Raw genomic sequence first — 17,807 nt, forward strand, 5'->3', positions numbered from 1 at the left:
CGGTGCATCGCGGAGACTAGCCGGAATCGGAAGTGAAGTGTCGACGAAGCGCCGGGCCATCGCGAAGCGGTCGGCCTGGCATCGCGGTCCTTCCTGGCGGATCATCGAGGCATGCCTGGCCGCTCTGTCCCTGTTGGAGAATCGAACATGGCCGTGACACTCGATAGCGCTCGCGAACTCGACCGTCAGGATCCACTGGCGACCTTCAAGGAACGCTTCGCCTTGCCGGAGGGTGTGCTTTATCTCGATGGCAATTCCCTCGGCGCCCAACCTCTCGCGGCCCGCAAGGCGGTCACCGAGACCATGGACCAGTGGCGCGACGAGCTGATCAAGGGCTGGAACCAGGGCTGGTTCGATGCTCCCGAGCGGCTTGGCAACCTGCTGGCGCCGGTGATCGGTGCCGGCGAGGGCGAGGTGGTCGTCACCGACAACATCACGCTCAATATCTTCAAGCTGCTGGGCTATATCATCGGTCAGCGCGGCGACGGAGGCGGTGTGGTGCTGAGCGAGGGCGGCAATTTTCCCACCGATGGTTACATCGCCCAGGGGTTCAGCCGCTTCGGCGGGCACCAGCATCGCTTCCTGCCCGAGGGCGAGTCGCTCGAGGCGCATCTCGACGGCGTCGACGTGGTGGTGCTGAGCCAGGTCAATTATCGCACCGGGGCGCTGCGCGACATGGCGGCTGCCACCCGGCTGGTGCACGCGCACGGCGCCGAAGTGATCTGGGACCTGGCCCACTCGGCGGGCGCGCTGCCGGTGGATCTCAACGGCAGCGGTGCACGCTATGCGGTGGGCTGTACCTACAAGTATCTCAACGGTGGGCCAGGTGCACCGGCCTTCATCTATGTCCAGCGCGGCCACCAGGACAGTGGCTGGCAGCCGTTGTCCGGCTGGCACGGTCACGCCGCGCCCTTCGCCTTCGAGGCGGACTATGCGCCGGCCGGCGATATCACGCGCTTTCGCACCGGAACGCACTCGGCGCTGGCCTACAGCGCCCTGGAGGCCTCACTGGCGATGTGGGCCGAGGTCGACATGCACGCCCTGCGCGACAAGAGCCTGGCGGTGAGCGAGCTGTTCCGCGACTGTCTGGCCGATTTGCTCGAGCCCTACGGCATTGCCGATATCACCCCGGCGGCCGGGGAGCGGGGCAGTCAGGTATCGCTGGTGGCTGCCGAGGATGGCTTCGCCATCGTTCAGGCGTTGATCGCCCGGGGCGTGATCGGCGATTACCGTGAACCCGGACTGATGCGCTTTGGCTTCACGCCGCTCTACCTGAGCTTTGAAGACGTCTGGCAGGCGGCCCGTCACTTCCGTGAAGTGCTGGAGAGCGGCGAGTACCGGGAGTCACGCTTCAAGGTGCGTAGCGCGGTGACCTGAAGGCAGGGCAAGACAAGGGGGCGGATGACATGACCGACGTATCACCATGGGTACAAGCAGGGGAGCCGTCGTGAGCCATTTAGACGAGAACAAGACACGCCAGAACGCCGTGAACCTGCAGGACGAAAAAAATGTTCATTGGGATCAGGACATGAGCTATGGGCAGTACCTGGGGCTCGAGGCCCTGCTGTCCTGTCAGCGTCCGGTTTCTAACGAGCATGATGAAATGCTCTTCGTGATTATCCACCAGGTCTCTGAGCTATGGCTCAAGCAATGCCTGCATGAGGCTCATGCGGCGGCCCGGCATATTGCGGCGGATCAGCTTCGGCCGGCCTTCAAGATGCTCAGCCGGGTCGCGCGAATTCAGGAGCAGATGATCCAGGCCTGGGAGGTTCTGGTCACCATGACGCCTTCCGATTACGTCAGTTTCCGCGACAGCCTGGGGCAGAGCTCCGGCTTTCAGTCGCATCAATACCGGGAGCTGGAGTTTCTGTTGGGCAACAAGCACCCTGGCATGGTCAAGGTGCATCGTTCCCATTCCGCGAATTACCAGAGGCTCATGAGTGTATTGCAGGCGCCAAGCCTGTATGACATCAGCCTCCAGTTGCTGGCTCGACGGGGGTTCAAATTGCCGGCATCGGTACTGGATCGAGACTGGTCAGAGCCCTACGAGGCTTGTGCAGAAGTTGAGGCCGTGTGGGCGGATATCTACGCGAGTACCGACCATCACTGGGATTTGTATGAGCTGGCGGAAAAGTTGGTCGATACCGAATACAACTTCCACAAGTGGCGCTTCAGCCACATGAAAACCGTGGAACGTATTATCGGCCATAAGAGCGGGACTGGCGGAACCTCGGGCGTGTCCTATCTGAAGAAGGCGCTGGACCTGAAGTTCTTCCCTGAACTCTGGTCGGTCAGAACCTCCTTGTAGCCGGGTTGGTCGGTATCCTTGGAGAAGCGGTGACGTGTTTTTGGTACGGGCCTGGTGTTATTCCATGGTACGTTCCGTAAATATGTTCCGATGACTTTTAAAGAACCTCCAAGAAACGCCTTGAGAGCTTTTCCTGACCAGTAAAGGCCATCGGGGTTGTGTCGGGCTTACCTGGTGGCTTGGAGTTTGCTTGACTGTAAGGATGCCGTTTCGGCTGCCTTCGATCATACGGAGTTGCCACATGCCACAACCCCTGACCCGCCACAATCGCCCCCGCCAGGTGCTGGACGCGATCGCTTCCGCCAATGCCGGGCTCTCCGAGCAGGAGCGCGAGGCCAAGTACGCCAAGCTGGCCGAGTCGCCGTACCGGTTCTTCCGGGGCACCAATCATCTCTACTGGGACGATATCTGGCACGATTGGCGTTTTGCGCTCTATGGCGGCCTGCCCGAGACCCAGACCTGGCTGCAGGGCGACGCCCATGCCTACAACTTCGGCGCCTATGGGCATCGCGACGATACCGTGCGCTACGGCATGGATGATTTCGACGATGCCATGATCGGCGATTATCAATACGATCTCTGGCGACTGGCCATCAGCCTGGTGCTCGACGCCCGCGAGAATGTCGGCCTGTCGCGCAAGTCGACCGGCAAGGCGCTGGCGACGCTGACCGAGAGCTATCACGACGAGCTGGCCGGTCATCTGAATGGCGAGGCGCCCGATGGCGTGACCCTGGAAACCGCCAAGGGGCCCGTGGCGCCCTTTCTCGAGAAGGTCGCCGCCAAGCGTAGCCGCGCCAGGATGCTCGACAAGTGGACGCGCCTGACCGATGAAGGCCGTTGCTTTGCCGAGCGCCCGGACAAGCTCGCCCGGCTGCCGGCGCACCTGGCCAGCCAGTTGCGCAAGGCTGTCGAGGGCGAATATCGCGAGACGCTGTACAGCGAGCGTGCCGAGGCCGATGAAGATCACTTCAGGGTCAAGGACATGGCGCGTCGCCTGGATGCCGGCACCGGCTCGCTGGGCCTCGAGCGCTACTACGTGCTGATCGAGGGCGGGCGCGATCACGAGCACGACGATGTGATTCTCGACGTCAAGCAGCAGACGCCGCCGGAGGGCTGGCGATTGATGAACGCCACCGAGAAGCGGGCCTGGCGTCGCGCCTTTCCCCATGAGGGAGTGCGCCATGCCGCTGCCTTCCATGCCATCGCCGAACATCCCGATCCCTATCTTGGCTGGCTGCACATCGGCGACAGCGTGTTCTCGGTGCGTGAGCGCTCGCCCTTCAAGGACGACTTTCCGACCCACAAGCTGGACAGCGGCAAGGACTACCGCAAGCTGGTCAAGCGCTGGGGACGCATCCTCGCCCGTGAGCACCTGCGCGGCGCTCGGGACCTGTATCCCGAGGATCCGGGAAGCTTCGCGCGAAACGTCTGCGCAAGGCTCGAAGGCCGGCTGGACCACTTCACCGACATGGTTGCCACCCTGGCGGTCAGCTATGCCGAGTGCGTTACCCAGGACTACCGAACCTTCGTCGCCAGTCGTGCTGAACAGGCCGAGGAAACCTCAGCGGAGAAAACATGATCGTTACCGCGTTCGGGAATGTTGGCCGGTCCCGCCTGTCCCTGTAGGGTGAGGGAAATTCTGCATAAATGCCTGCGCATGCAAATCGCTGCGTTACGCGGTGCTCGAAAGCTCGCCTAACCCTTCGTTATGTCTCGCTTTCTGTGTTCCGGGCGCCTTGCGCTTCACGATGCTCGGCAATTTATTCAACATTTCCCGAGAGCCCACTGCACAGGAGGCGTCATGTTCCCGAGCTTTTCCCTGCGCTATGCACGCCTGCCCGAGCGGATGCGTGCCGCGAGTCAGCCAATACCGGTCGAGGATGCCCGGCTGGTGGCCTTCAATCGTGAGCTCGCCGACGAGCTTGGCTTCGAACTGGCGGCGTTCGAGGCCGACGAGGCGGCCGAGATCTTCGCGGGCAACCGCCTGCCCGAGGGGGCCGAGCCGGTGGCCATGGCCTACGCCGGCCATCAATTCGGCAACTTCGTGCCCCAGCTCGGCGACGGGCGGGCGCTGTTGCTGGGCGAGGTGGTCGACCGCCACGGCCGGATTCGCGATATTCAGCTCAAGGGCAGTGGCCGCACGCCCTTTTCCCGCGGAGGCGACGGTCGGTCGCCGCTCGGTCCGGTGTTGCGCGAATACCTGGTCAGCGAGGCCATGCATGCCCTGGGCATTCCGACCACCCGGGCGCTGGCCGCCGTGACCACCGGCGAGCGCGTCTTCCGGCGCATTCCCGAGCCCGGTGCGGTGCTGACGCGGGTCGCCTCCAGCCACCTGCGGGTGGGGACCTTCCAGTACTTCGCCGCCCGTGGAGACACCGAAGCGGTGCGCCTGCTGGCCGACGAGGCCATCGACCGTCACTATCCGCATCTCGCCGACCGCACCGATGACGGCGAGCGTTACCTGGCGCTGCTCGATGCCGTGGCGGAGCGTCAGGCCGAGCTGGTGGCGCGCTGGATGGGCGTCGGCTTCATCCATGGCGTCATGAACACCGACAATACCGCCATCTCGGGCGAGACCATCGACTATGGCCCCTGTGCCTTCATGGACACCTTCGACCCGCGCACGGTGTTCAGCTCCATCGACGAGCGGGGGCGCTATGCCTACGTCAATCAGTCGGTGATCATCCAGTGGAACCTGGCGCGTTTCGCCGAGACGCTGGTGCCGCTGATCGACAGCGACGGCGAGCGTGCCGTCGAGCGCGCCACGCCGATCATCCGCGACTTCTCGGAGCGCTTCGATGCACGCTGGCGCGAGGTCATGTGCGTCAAGCTGGGGCTCGTCACCGAAGAGGAAGGCGATGGGGAACTCGCCCAGGCGCTGCTGGATGCCATGCGCGACGGGCGCGCCGATTTCCACCTGACCTTTCGCCACCTGGCCGATGCCGTCGATGCCTCGGCCGAGGCGCCGCGGCTGAGGGAAAACTTCGCAAGCCAGGAAGAACTCGAGGCGTGGTTGCCGCGTTGGCGCGAACGCCTGGCCCGCGAGGGCGTGTCGACCGATGACATCGTGGCACGCCTGAATGCCGCCAATCCGGCCGTGATTCCTCGCAACCATCGCGTCGCCGAGGCTATCGCCGCCGCCGAGGAAGATGACTTCGGGCCCTTCGAGGCATTGCTGGCGGTGATCACCGATCCTTATACGACGCCGGATGGCGATGTCGATTACATGCGACCGCCGCGTGACGAGGAGAAGGTGCTGCGGACGTTCTGCGGTACCTGAGACCTCAAGAGCGCCTGCCCGTGGGACAAGGCGGTCGAGCCTTCCGAGGTTCGTCCGTCGGGCTCCCGGTGGAAAGGGGCAGTGCTGCCTGCCATTCGGTGTGTATGAAATAATGGTCTATCGATAGATAAGAAAGTTTGTTTATGATGGGGCATGTGCCGGTTCCGGCATGCATCGAGTGCGATGCCCCTCATTCTTCGCTGCAAACGGAGGCATTCCATGTCCCAGCAGCCCATCGTCCAGACCTTCTTCGACGAGCCCACCAAGACCTTCAGTTACGTGGTGCAGGATCCGGATGGCAAGGCATGTGCCATTCTCGATTCGGTGCTCGATTTCGACTACGCGGCCGGGCGCACCGATGTGCGCTCCGCCGACGAGATCATTGCCTTCATTCGCGATAACGCTCTGGAGGTGATGTGGATCCTCGAAACCCACGTCCATGCCGACCACCTTTCGGCGGCGCCTTACCTGCACGAGCAACTGGGCGGCCGGACCGGCATCGGCGCGAACATCACCGTGGTGCAGGAGGTCTTCGGCAAGGCCTTCAATGCGGGGAGCGAGTTTGCCCGCGACGGCAGCCAGTTCGATCACCTCTTCGAGGAGGGCGACACCTTCGCCATCGGCAACCTGGAAGGGCGCGTACTGTATACGCCGGGACATACCCCGGCCTGCCTGACCTACGTGATCGGGGATGCCGCCTTCGTCGGCGATACCCTGTTCATGCCCGATTATGGCACCGCGCGTTGCGATTTCCCCGGCGGCGATGCTCGTACGCTGTACCGCTCCATTCAGAAGGTCCTGGCGCTGCCCGGCGAGACGCGCCTGTTCATGTGCCACGACTACAAGGCGCCGGAGCGCGAGGAATACCAGCATGAGACCACAGTGGCCGAGCAGCGCGCCCACAACATCCATGTGCATGAGGGCGTCAGCGAAGAGGCGTTCGTCAAGTTGCGCACCGAGCGCGACGCGACGCTGGGCATGCCTCGGCTGATCATCCCCTCGGTGCAGGTCAACATGCGTGCCGGCGAGATGCCTGCCGCCGAGGATAACGGCCAGGTCTACCTCAAGGTGCCCATCAACGCTTTCTGAGCCTTGAGGACATGAAAACGCCGCGCCGGCTCGGGGCCGACGCGGCGTCTTTTCAGGCGTGAAAGCGGTTCGGATCAGGCGAGATCGAAGCGGTCCGCGTTCATCACCTTGTTCCAGGCCGCCACGAAGTCCTGGACGAACTTCTCCCTGGAATCATCCTGGGCGTAGACCTCGGTCAGGGCACGCAACTGGGCGTTGGCGCCGAAGACCAGGTCCACGCGGGTGGCGGTCCACTTCGTCTCGCCGGTCTTGCGGTCACGACCCTCGTAGACGTCTTCCTCGGACGAGACCGGCTGCCAGTCGGTGCCCATGTCCGTCAGGTTGACGAAGAAGTCGTTGGTGAGGGTGCCGGGGCGATCGGTGAGGATGCCATGCGACACGTCGCCGTAGTTGGCGCCCAGGGCCCGCATGCCGCCGATCAGCACGGTCATCTCCGGAGCGGAGAGGCCCAGCAGCTGGGCACGGTCGACCAGCAGTTCCTCGTCGGGAATCGCGAACTTGGTGCGACGGTAGTTGCGGAAGCCGTCGGCCTCGGGCCGCAGTACCTCGAAGGACTCGGCATCGGTCTGGGCTTCGGTGGCGTCGGTACGACCCGGCGAGAAGGGCACTTCGATGGCGTGGCCGGCATCCTGGGCGGCCTTCTCGATGGCTGCGGCACCGCCGAGCACGATCAGGTCGGCCAGCGAGACTTTCTTGTCGCCTGACTGGGCGGCGTTGAAGTCGGACTGGATGCCTTCGAGCACCTGCAGCGTCTTCGCCAGTTGCTCGGGCTGGTTGACCTCCCAGTGCTTCTGCGGGGCCAGGCGGATGCGGGCACCGTTGGCGCCGCCACGCATGTCGGAGCCGCGGAAGGTGCTGGCGGAGGCCCAGGCGGTGCGCACCAGTTCGGTAACGGACAGCCCGGAGCCGAGCAGTTTGCGCTTGAGTTCGGCGATGTCCTGGGCGTCGATCAGTTCGTGATCCACGGGCGGTACCGGATCCTGCCAGATCAGGTCTTCGTCGGGCACTTCGGGGCCAAGATAGCGGGCCTTCGGACCCATGTCGCGGTGGGTCAGCTTGAACCAGGCACGAGCGAAGGCGTCGGCGAATTCCTCGGGGTTCTCGTAGAAGCGACGCGAGATCTTCTCGTAGGCCGGGTCGTAGCGCAGCGACAGGTCGGTGACCAGCATGGTCGGGGCGCGACGCTGCGAATCGGCTTCCGGTCCGGGGACCTCATCGCCCTTGGCGTCCTTGGCGATGAACTGGTAGGCGCCGGCCGGACTCTTGGTCAGTTCCCACTCGTAGCCGAACAGGTTGCCGAAGAAGTGGTTGCTCCACTGGGTGGGGGTCTGGGTCCAGATCACCTCGGGGCCGCCGCCCATGGTGTCCTCGCCCATGCCCTTGCCGTAGCTGCTTTTCCAGCCGAGGCCCATCTGCTCGACGGGGGCGGCTTCCGGCTCGGGGCCTACCTGCTCTTCCGTCCCGGCGCCGTGGGTCTTGCCGAAGGTGTGGCCACCGGCGATCAGGGCCACGGTTTCCTCGTCGTCCATGGCCATCCGCTTGAACGTCTCGCGGATGTCGTGGGCTGCCTTGACCGGGTCCGGTTCGCCCTCGGGGCCTTCCGGGTTCACATAGATGAGACCCATGTGGGTAGCGCCCAGCGGGTTTTCCAACTCGCGGTTTTCCTTGTCGACGATGCGCTCGTCGCTGCCGAGCCATTCCTTCTCGGCGCCCCAGTAGACATCTTCTTCAGGCTCCCAGGTGTCCTCGCGGCCGCCGGCGAAACCGAAGGTCTTGAAGCCCATGGATTCCAGCGCCACGTTGCCGGCGAGGATGTACAGGTCGGCCCAGGAAAGCTTGTTGCCATACTTCTGTTTGATCGGCCACAGCAGGCGGCGGGCCTTGTCCAGGTTGACGTTGTCCGGCCAGCTGCTGAGCGGTGCGAAGCGCTGCTGCCCGCCGCCGGCGCCGCCGCGACCGTCGCCCATGCGATAGGTGCCGGCGCTGTGCCAGGCCATGCGGATCATCAGGCCGCCGTAGTGGCCGAAGTCGGCCGGCCACCAGTCCTGGGAGTCGGTCATCAGGTCGTTGAGGTCTCGCTTGACCGCCGCCAGGTCGAGTTTCTTGAACTCCTCGGCATAGTTGAACCCTTCGCCCATGGGGTTCGCCTTGGCAGTGTGCTGATGGAGGATCCCCAGGTTGAGTTGATTGGGCCACCAGTCACGGTTTTCCGTACCCTTGCCGCGCATGTTGGTGTTGCTGCCGTGCATGACAGGGCACTGGCCAGCAGCCTTGGAATTCTGTTGTTCGCCCATGGTTTTCTCCCCCGATCAATAAAATGACTGTCTTAGGTGAAACTGCGACGTATCGGACAGCTTTGCGTGCGTGGATGCCGATGCTGCTTGTCGCGTGGCGAGCATCCCGGGCGTGTCCGGTCATCCATAAGCTACTCCCTGGCGTCCGGGTGTTGCCAAGTGCCTTTCCCAACCATGGTGATAGCATCATTTTATGGTGACAGTTTCGTGGTCGTCGTCTCATGGTCACGGCGACTGACGACGGCCTCGCGCTTTCGGCTCAGGAGGGTGACGGCGGGATCGTCAGCTCTCGGCTTTCACCCATCAGGAAGTCGCGATTGAGTTCCAGGGCATCTCGCAGGAAATCCCACAGCAGCCGTACCCTGGCGAGTCGGCGCTGTTCCTGGCGAGCGGTGATCCAGAACTGCCGCACGATATCCACCTCGTCGACCAGCAGGCTGGAAAGCGTTGGTGTCGTGGTCCCCATGAAGCAGGGTAGCACGGCGAGTCCGGCACCGCGCAGACAGGCGCTGTGCTGGGTGGTGACGCTGGTGCCGCGCATGGCGAAGTGCGGGCCGGGGTGGCCGATCACGGCCGGGTCGAGCAAGGGGTCGAGATAGTTGAGCTGCTCGCTGAAGATCAGGTCATCGATGTAGCCGATCAGGCGATGCTGACCCAGGTCGGCGAGCCGTCGGGGAGTGCCGTGGCGGTGCAGATAGTCCTGGCTGCCATACAGGCGCAGGCGGTAGTCGCAGAGTCGCGAGATCACCAGGCCCGGGCTCGAGGGACGTTCGATGGTGATCGCCAGGTCGGCCTCGTGGCGGCTCAGGTTGACCACCCGGGGCAGGGCCAGCAGGTCGAGGGTCACGCCCGGATGGCGGTCGCAGAAGGCGGCGAGCAGTGGGGCGATCACCCAGGTGCCGAAGCCTTCGGTGACACCGAGACGGATCTGGCCGCTGATCCGGTGGTCCTGGTCGGTGAGGCTTTCGCTGGCCTCGAAGGCATGCCGGGCCATCTCCTCGGCGTGGGCCAGCAACCGGTGGCCGGCCTCGGTGAGGTGGTAGCCGTGGGTGCTACGCTCGAAGAGCTGGGTGTTGAGGCGCTGCTCGAAGCGGCGGGTGCGGCGCGACAGAGTGGAGTGGTCGAGCCCCAGTCGTCGGGCGGCGTCGGCGAGTCGCTGGCTGCGTGCCACTTCCAGGAATATCTGGATGTCCTGCCAGTCGAGCATGGGAATCTCCGAGGGATCGGTGGTTGTGCATGAGCGCACAAACAATGTGCCTGTGTGCCCGTTGTTTCGCTATCCGACGTCTGGCTAGACTCGAATCATTCGGGCGTCTTGTCGATATGCACACGACACCACAATCACAATCGTCACAGGAGCATGCTCATGTCCGTCCGCGAGATTCCGCTGTACATCGACGGCCAGGCCGTTCCCTCCCGGAGCCAGGAGGTGCGCGACGTCGTCAATCCCGCCACCCAGGAGGTGGTCGCCCGCGTGCCTTTCTGCACCGTCGAAGAGGTCGACCGGGCCGTGGCCAGTGCCCGGGAGGCCTTCAAGAGCTGGCGCAAGGTGCCCTTGGCCAAGCGGCAGCGCATCATGCTCAAGCTGCAGGCGCTGATCCGCGAGCACACCGAGGAATTGGCGGCGCTGATCACCGAGGAACACGGCAAGACCCTGCCGGACGCCGCCGGCGAGGTGGGGCGCGGCCTGGAAGTCGTGGAACACGCCTGCTCGATCACCTCGCTGCAGCTCGGCGAGCTGGCCGAGAATGCCGCCAGCGAGGTGGATGTCTACACGCTCAACCAGCCGCTGGGCGTGGGAGCCGGCATTACCGCCTTCAACTTCCCGATCATGCTGCCCTGCTTCATGTTTCCGCTGGCCATCGCCACCGGCAACACCTTCGTGCTCAAGCCCTCCGAGCAGGATCCCAGCTCGACCATGCGACTGGTGGAACTGGCCCATGAGGCCGGCGTGCCGGCGGGCGTGCTCAACGTGGTGCATGGCGGACCGGAGGTGGCCAACCGGATCGCCGATCATCCCGATATCAAGGCGCTGTCCTTCATCGGCTCGACCCATGTCGGCTCGCTGCTCTACAACCGCGCCGCGGCCGCCGGCAAGCGCATGCAGGCGATGATGGGGGCCAAGAACCACTGCGTGGTCATGCCCGATGCCAATCGCAGCCAGGCCATCAACAACCTGCTGGGGTCGGCCTTCGGCGCCGCCGGTCAGCGCTGCATGGCCAACTCGGTGGTGGTGCTGGTCGGCGAGGCACGGTCGTGGCTGGACGACATCGCCGAAGGGGCACGCAACATGAAGGTCGGCCCCGGCACCCAGCGGGATGCCGATCTCGGACCACTGGTGTCGCCGGCCGCCAAGGCGCGGGTGGAGGAACTGATCGCCACCGGCGAGCGTGAAGGCGCCAGGCTGGTGGTCGATGGGCGCGGCCATCAGGTGGAAGGCTATCCCGATGGCAACTTCGTCGGACCGACCCTGTTCAGCGACGTGACCGCCGAAATGACCATCTATCGCGAGGAGATCTTCGGGCCTGTGCTGTGCGTGGTGGGCGTCGAGACCCTGGACGATGCCATCGATTTCATCAACGCCAACCCCAACGGCAACGGCACGTCCATCTTCACCAACTCCGGCTGGGTGGCGCGTCGCTTCGAGACCGACATCGATGTCGGTCAGGTGGGCATCAACGTGCCGATCCCTGTGCCGGTGGCCTATTTCAGTTTCACCGGCTCGCGCGGCTCCAAGCTCGGCGACCTGGGGCCCAACGGCAAGCAGGCGATCGCCTTCTGGACCCAGACCAAGACCGTGACCGCCCGCTGGTTCGAACCGGAGAACGTTTCCAGCGGCATCAACAGCACGATTTCGCTGAGTTGATCCGGCCACGACGATGACAACGGCCCCGTCTCGCGAGAGGCGGGGCCGTTTGTCTTGAGGGACGACGTGGCGTTATCCCTGAGAGGCGCCGGCAGTCAGGCTGACGTCGGGCGCTTCTTCCATGCGGCGGCGTTCCTGATCGAGGATGGCCAGTGCCTGCTCGGGCGTGGTGCGCGGGGCGCGTGTCAGCAGGCTGACGAGCACGCCGCCGCCGATCGCCAGCAGCACCGAGGGAATGCTCGGGTTGCCCCAGAAATCGCTCCAGCCGGCATGGGCGGTGACCGCCAGTGATGTGGCCGAGGCGGTGATCAGCGAGGCCACCGCACCCTGCCAGTTATAGCGTGGCCAGAAGCGACCCAGCAGCCCGCACACGAAGAGTCCGGCCAGCACTGTCGAGATCATCGTGGTGATGTAGTCGATGACGTTGTCCGAGGCCAGGGCGAAGGTCAGGGCCAGGCCGATGGTGACCACCAGCGCGAGACGTGAATAGAGCACCACGTGGCGGGCCGAGGGCGCTCTGCCGGTGAACAGCACGTAGAGGTCGCGCATCAGCGTCGAGACCCCGGCGATGGCGTCGGAGCTGGCGCTGGACATGGTTGCCGAAAGGCCGGCAACCAGCAGCAGCAGGCCGAGCCCCAGCGGCAGCACCTCGGTGGCCAGGAAGGGGAAGGCGAAGTTGCTGTTGTCCAGCGAGGGGTTCAGGGCGTGGGTGGCCATGCCGATGATCGCCGGGACGATCGAGAAGGCCAGGTAGAGCACGCCGGTCACCAGGAAGGAGCGGCGCACCGAGCCCACCGACTTGCCCGAGTAGATGCGCTGGCGGAACGAGGGTGTGGCGAGTACGCCGACGGCGATCACCGCGGCCAGCGACAGCGCCGGCAGAGCGCCGATCTTGTCGATGCCGAGCAGGCTGGTGGCGCCGGCATCCATGCTCGCCGTGAGTCCCGAGAAGCCGCCGACCTCGATCAGCGCCAGGCCGGCCATCAGGAAGAAGCCGATGAACAGCACGATGGCCTGGATGGTGTCGGTCCAGACCACCGCCATGTAGCCGCCGATCACGCAGTAGATGCCGAAACCGAGCGCCACGATGACCTTGGCCAGGGCGGGGTCGATATCGGCCATCCAGGCCAGGTAGAGGCCGCCGCCCAGGATATGGGCACCCAGCCAGCCGATGCAGGCGATGTAGATCAGCAGGGCGACGAGGTTGCGCACCAGCCGATTGGCGCCGACGTAATACGACAGTTCCTCGCTCATGGTCATGAAGCGCAGCTTGCGCACCGGGGCGAACAGCAGGGCCAGCAGCAGCACGCCGACCGCGCCGCCGATGCCATACAGGGCGCCGGCCCAGCCGTTGGTGTAGCCGAAGCCCACCGCACCCATGCTCGAGCCGGTGCCGACCATGGTGGCCACCGTGGTGCCGACGGTCAGGAACAGCGGCACGCTGCGTCCGCCGAGCAGGAAGTCATCGCCGCTACCGCGGCTGTGCCGCGAGACCCACCAGCCGAAGCCGATCATCAGGACGATGTAGACGAAAAAGGTGCCGAGGAAGATATGACTATTCATACATGCCTCTTATACTTGTTGGCTCGGTCGTTGCCGCGACCGAGGCAGTGGTAAGAACGCTGTGTTTATCGCTGTGTGGCGCCGTGTCCTTGCCGGGGCGCGGCGCCTTTTCATTGGCACGGTCGCTGGGTGTCGCGGTCGTTCCCTCCTTGTTCTTCTTGCCTTCAGCCGTGTCTTCTCTCCGGCCTCGGGCCCTCGTGGTCAGGCGCGATCGGCGCGGTAGCAGGAGACGTCGACCTCGACCTTGCAGTCGACCACCAGGTCCTGGACGCTGCAGATCCGTGCCGGCGGATGGTCACCGAAGATCTCGGCGAACACCTTGTTGAACGACGAGAAGTAGCGCGCATCGGTGAGCACGGCGGTGACGTGCACCACGTCCTCCACGCCGTAGCCGGCCTCGTGCATGATGGCCAGGCAGTTGTCGAAGGCCAGGCGGGTCTGCTCGACGATGCCGCCCTCGACGACTTCGCCGTCGGTCATGGGTGTCTGGCCGGAGACGCGCAGCCAGCCGCCGGCCTCGACGGCGCGGGAGAAGGGCAGCTTCTGGCCGCCGGTACCGGTGCCGCCTTCGGCGCCGTAGCGTTTGATGGTCATGGGGAGTCCTCCGTCATGGCATGAATGGGAGTGGGGGAAAGACGCTGCCGCCGACGCAGCAGGCGGCCGCGGCGGTGGTCGGCGAAATGGCCGTCGCGATAGGCGATCGCCCCGTTGACCGTGACCAGGTCGATGCCGCGAGCCGCGGCGATGGGGCGGGCGTAGTCGGCGGTATCCTCGAGCGTCGTCAGGTCGAATAGCGTCAGGTCGGCGTAGGCGCCCTCGCGGATGACGCCCCGGTCAGTGAGGCCGAACTGTGCCGCCGAGAGGCCGGTCATCTTGCGCACCGCCTCGGCCAGCGGCATCAGGCCCAGGTCGCGACTGTAGCGGGCCAGAACCCGTGGAAAGGCGCCCCACAGGCGCGGATGCGGATGCGGGTCGTTGGGCAGGCCATCGGAGCCGATCATCGACAGCGGGTGGGCCAGCACCCGGCGCATGTCGTCCTCGCTCATGTTGTGATAGACGGCACCGGCCGGTTGCAGGCGTCGCGCGGCATCCATCAGCGAGACGTTCCAGTCGGCGGCGATGTCGGCCAGCGGGCGGCGCGCCTGCTCGGGATGCGGATCCGACCAGGTGATGAAGATCGCGATCTCGTCGGTGACCTGGCCCAGGTCGAGGGTCGAGGAACCCGCCGTGTAGGGGTAGCAGTCGCAGTGCACGCGATGTTCCCGTGCGGCCCGTTCGAGGCTGGAAAGGGCCAGGGGAGCATTGCCCCAGTTGCCGGCGCCGGCGCACTTGAGGTGCGAGATGACCAGCGGTGCCTGGCCGTGCCGGGCGGTGGCGTAGGCTTCGTCCATGGCGTCGAGCAGGCCGGCGAATTCATCGCGCAGGTGCGTGGTGTAGAGGCCGCCGGCGGCGCCGACCTCGTCGACCAGGGCACGCATCTCGGTGTCGGGGGCATGGAAGGCATTGCGGTAGGCCAGCCCCGAGCTCATGCCCAGGGCGCCGTCGTCCAGCGCGTCGCGCAGCGAGCGCCGCATGGCCTCGATCTCCGCCGCTTCGGCGGGCCGGGCGAAATCGTCCATCACCTGGCTGCGCAGGCTGGTATGGCCGATCAGTGCGGCGACGTTGACCGAGGGCACGGCGTCGTCCACCGCCCGGGCATAGTCGGCGAAGCTCGGGTAGCGGAAGTCTTCGACGCCGCCCAGCAGGTTCATCGGGTCCGGCACGCTGTCGCGCAGGGTCACGGGCGAGGCGCTGATGCCACAGTTGCCCACCACCACCGTGGTCACGCCCTGGGAGAGCTTGGGCTGCATCTCGGGGGTGCGGATGACGTTGGTGTCGTCGTGGGTGTGGACATCGATGAACCCCGGCGCCAGATAACGCCCGTGGGCCTCGATGACAGTCGTGGCGTCGTCCGCGGCGAGCCTTCCCACGGCGACGATGCGCTCGCCGCTCACGGCGATGTCGGCTGGAAAGGGCGCGGCGCCGGTACCGTCGAGCACCATGGCGCCGCGAATCAGCAGGTCGTGATGCATGTCAGTCCCCCAGGGGCTGGCGGTTGTCGCCGCCGCGATGGGCGTCCAGGGTGATCTTGAGCCGGCGCAGCTTGTCGCGGCTTCGATCCTGATGACGCAGGGCCAGTTCGAGGGCCAGCACATCGATGGCGGCGAGCACGGCATAGCGCGATGCCGAGGGGTGATAGATGAAGTCGGTCTCGCGGGCGGCTACCGGCAGCACGACATCGGCGGTCTCGGCCAGGGGCGAGCCGTTGGCGGTGATCGCCACGACCCTGGCACCGTACTGGCGGGCGATCTGTGCCGACTCGACGATCTCGGGCGTGTAGCCGCTCACCGAGAGGGTGACCACCACATCGTCGGGCTCCAGGGTCGAGGCCACCATGCGCGGCAACAGCGATTGCGGATAGGCGCTGATCGCGTAGCCCAGCCTGACCAGCCGAAACTGCAGTTCCTGGGCCAGCATGGTGGAGCCGCCGCCGGCGCCGAACACCAGGATCTGGCGGGCACCGTCGAGTAGTTCGATGGCCCCGGCGACGTCGGCCTGTTCCATCAGTTCGCGATTGACTTCGAGCGTCTGGGTGGCGATGTCGTAGACGGCGCCGAGTCCATCGGTATCGCCGGCGTCCTGGATGAAGCGACGCCCGGCGGCCAGGGCGCGGGCCAGGCGCAGCTTGAGGTCGCGTACGTTCTGGCAACCCACGGCACGGGCGAAGCGGGTCACGCTGGCGTCGCTGACGTCGGCGCGTGCGGCGATGTCACCGATGCTGGCTTCGCTGACGAAGTCGATATCGGCGAAGATCAATTCGGCGACCTTCTTTTCGGCGTCACGCAAGCCGGCGAAATCGCTGGTGATGCGTGACAGGATGTCGATGTCCTGAGTCACCATTGGCTCCTGGCGTGTGGTGAATGGCTTGGAAACACTGCTTAAATGCCTACGCGTGCTAATCACTACGCTCGGCGATTTATTCAGCGTTTCCTTGGATCCTTAGAGAAGGGCCTGTGGTTGCCTGTCGATCAAGGTATGGTATTTTCTAACAAGAAATCAATATGTGTGAAAGTTTTTATCAGGGCGCCGTCGCGAAGGCGGTGTCGCAAGGCCCGATTCCCGAACACGAGGAGTGACGAGATGCGTCAGATGGCGTCGAAGATGGGTGACAAGGGAGTCCCGGAATCCGGGACCTCGCTGCTGGAGGGCGTGAGTCTGCCGGCGGCGGCGATCCAGGAAGCGCCGCTGGCGCACAACCTGGCGTGGATGCAGCGTTTCGCCGAGTCGCATGGCGCAGAGCTGGCGCCGCACGGCAAGACCACCATGACGCCCGAGCTGTTCCGTCGTCAGCTCGAGGCGGGCGCCTGGGGCATCACCCTGGCCACCGCACCGCAGTGTCGCGCGGCGTTCGTCAGTGGAGTCGAGCGGTTGTTGATGGCCAACCAGCTGGTGGGCCGTGCCAACATGGCGATCATTGCCGATCTGATCGAGGCGGGCGCCGACTTCCACTGCGTGATCGATGGCGAGGACAATGCGCGGGCCCTGGGGCGTTTCTTCTCTGAACGTGGCCTGACCCTCAAGGTGCTGATCGAGCTGGGCGTCGAAGGCGGGCGCACCGGCTGCCGTTCCGTCGAGGCGGTGAGCGAGCTGGCCCGGATCGTCGACACCGAGCCGGGCCTGGCATTGGCCGGCATGGAAGGCTACGAGGGCGTGGTGCATGCCGAGGATCCGGTGCCGGCGATTCGCGATTACGCCGCACGGCTGGTCGAGGCCGCCCGTCGCCTGGATGACGAGGGCCGGTTCGGCGTGGATGCCCCGATCATCACCGCCTCGGGATCGGCCTGGTATGACCTGATCGCCGAGACCTTCGACGCCGCCGAGCTGCGCTCCCGCTTCACCCCGGTGATCCGCCCGGGCTGCTATGTGGTGCACGATCATGGCATCTATCGCCAGGCCCAGCGCGGCGTGCTGTCGCGGCGGCCCGATCTGCACGAAGGGCTGCGGCCGGCGCTCGAGGTCTTCGCCCAGGTGCAGTCGTTGCCCGAGCCGGGACTGGCCATCGTGGCGCTCGGCAAGCGCGACATCGGCTTCGATCACCTGCCCGAGCCGCTGCGCCGCTATCGCGAGGGCGGCTCGGCGGACGAGGTGCTGAGCGTGTCGGGCTGGGAGCTCACCAAGCTGATGGACCAGCATGCCTTCATCCGCTTGCCCGAGCACGCCGACAATGTACGGGTCGGTGACGTGGTGGCCTTCGGGGCTTCCCACCCCTGCCTGACCTTCGACAAGTGGCGGCGCATCTGCCTGGTCGATGAACACCTGACGGTGACCGAGACGCTCGAAACGGCGTTCTGAGCCACTGTTCGTCTT

13 protein-coding genes are annotated in these 17,807 nt (G+C 65.2%); 7 read left to right on the forward strand and 6 right to left on the reverse strand.

Annotated elements, in window-relative coordinates:
• The first annotated feature begins 147 nt into the window (after positions 1 to 147).
• The 5 genes from kynU (at position 148) to HELO_RS02715 (ending at position 6,677) form a co-directional block, all read left to right on the forward strand.
• On the forward strand, positions 148 to 1,377 hold the full coding sequence (gene kynU, locus HELO_RS02695) for a kynureninase (RefSeq protein WP_013331263.1): 1,230 nt from the start codon (positions 148 to 150) through the stop codon (positions 1,375 to 1,377).
• A 70-nt stretch (positions 1,378 to 1,447) separates the two neighbouring features.
• Positions 1,448 to 2,308, forward strand: coding sequence for a tryptophan 2,3-dioxygenase (gene kynA / locus HELO_RS02700; RefSeq protein ID WP_013331264.1), 861 nt, complete (start codon positions 1,448 to 1,450; stop codon positions 2,306 to 2,308).
• A gap of 241 nt (positions 2,309 to 2,549) precedes the next feature.
• Entirely contained in the window at positions 2,550 to 3,887 is a 1,338-nt protein-coding gene (locus HELO_RS02705) for a DUF2252 domain-containing protein (protein ID WP_013331265.1), read from the forward strand.
• A 222-nt stretch (positions 3,888 to 4,109) separates the two neighbouring features.
• Complete coding sequence (locus HELO_RS02710) at positions 4,110 to 5,588, forward strand: protein adenylyltransferase SelO (RefSeq protein ID WP_013331266.1); 1,479 nt, start codon at positions 4,110 to 4,112, stop codon at positions 5,586 to 5,588.
• A 219-nt stretch (positions 5,589 to 5,807) separates the two neighbouring features.
• On the forward strand, positions 5,808 to 6,677 hold the full coding sequence (locus HELO_RS02715; protein ID WP_013331267.1) for an MBL fold metallo-hydrolase: 870 nt from the start codon (positions 5,808 to 5,810) through the stop codon (positions 6,675 to 6,677).
• Positions 6,678 to 6,751: 74 nt separating this feature from the next.
• On the opposite strand, the gene katG is transcribed toward HELO_RS02715, so the two are convergent.
• Together katG and HELO_RS02725 are read right to left on the reverse strand one after the other, a co-directional pair.
• Positions 6,752 to 8,971 carry a catalase/peroxidase HPI gene (gene katG / locus HELO_RS02720; RefSeq protein ID WP_013331268.1) on the reverse strand — a complete coding sequence of 740 codons (2,220 nt, stop codon included), beginning with the start codon at positions 8,969 to 8,971 and terminating at the stop codon, positions 6,752 to 6,754.
• A gap of 259 nt (positions 8,972 to 9,230) precedes the next feature.
• Complete coding sequence (locus tag HELO_RS02725; RefSeq protein WP_013331269.1) at positions 9,231 to 10,178, reverse strand: LysR family transcriptional regulator; 948 nt, start codon at positions 10,176 to 10,178, stop codon at positions 9,231 to 9,233.
• 159 nt (positions 10,179 to 10,337) lie between these two features.
• On the opposite strand from HELO_RS02725, the gene HELO_RS02730 reads away from it, so the two are divergent.
• Positions 10,338 to 11,837, forward strand: a complete 1,500-nt coding sequence (locus HELO_RS02730; RefSeq protein ID WP_013331270.1) for a CoA-acylating methylmalonate-semialdehyde dehydrogenase — start codon at positions 10,338 to 10,340, stop codon at positions 11,835 to 11,837.
• A 72-nt stretch (positions 11,838 to 11,909) separates the two neighbouring features.
• Here the strand turns inward: HELO_RS02730 and HELO_RS02735 are convergent, their stop codons facing one another.
• The 4 genes from HELO_RS02735 to HELO_RS02750 all read right to left on the reverse strand — a co-directional run bounded on the left by HELO_RS02735 (position 11,910) and on the right by HELO_RS02750 (position 16,337).
• Positions 11,910 to 13,400 (reverse strand): sodium:solute symporter family protein, encoded by a 1,491-nt coding sequence (locus HELO_RS02735; protein WP_013331271.1) that lies wholly within the window; start codon positions 13,398 to 13,400, stop codon positions 11,910 to 11,912.
• A 201-nt stretch (positions 13,401 to 13,601) separates the two neighbouring features.
• Positions 13,602 to 13,994 (reverse strand): RidA family protein, encoded by a 393-nt coding sequence (locus tag HELO_RS02740; protein WP_013331272.1) that lies wholly within the window; start codon positions 13,992 to 13,994, stop codon positions 13,602 to 13,604.
• Positions 13,991 to 15,472: an N-acyl-D-amino-acid deacylase family protein gene (locus tag HELO_RS02745; RefSeq protein ID WP_013331273.1), complete on the reverse strand. Its 1,482-nt coding sequence runs from the start codon at positions 15,470 to 15,472 to the stop codon at positions 13,991 to 13,993. The genes HELO_RS02740 and HELO_RS02745 overlap by 4 nt, the downstream gene beginning before the upstream one ends.
• A gap of 1 nt (position 15,473) precedes the next feature.
• Positions 15,474 to 16,337: a MurR/RpiR family transcriptional regulator gene (locus HELO_RS02750; RefSeq protein WP_013331274.1), complete on the reverse strand. Its 864-nt coding sequence runs from the start codon at positions 16,335 to 16,337 to the stop codon at positions 15,474 to 15,476.
• Between the two features lie 243 nt (positions 16,338 to 16,580).
• Here HELO_RS02750 and HELO_RS02755 point away from each other — a divergent pair, with 243 nt between their 5' ends.
• Positions 16,581 to 17,792: an amino acid deaminase gene (locus HELO_RS02755; protein ID WP_013331275.1), complete on the forward strand. Its 1,212-nt coding sequence runs from the start codon at positions 16,581 to 16,583 to the stop codon at positions 17,790 to 17,792.
• The last annotated feature ends 15 nt before the right edge of the window (positions 17,793 to 17,807 follow it).

It is taken from the genome of Halomonas elongata DSM 2581 (genome assembly GCF_000196875.2).
GTDB classification, from domain to species: Bacteria; Pseudomonadota; Gammaproteobacteria; order Pseudomonadales; family Halomonadaceae; genus Halomonas; species Halomonas elongata.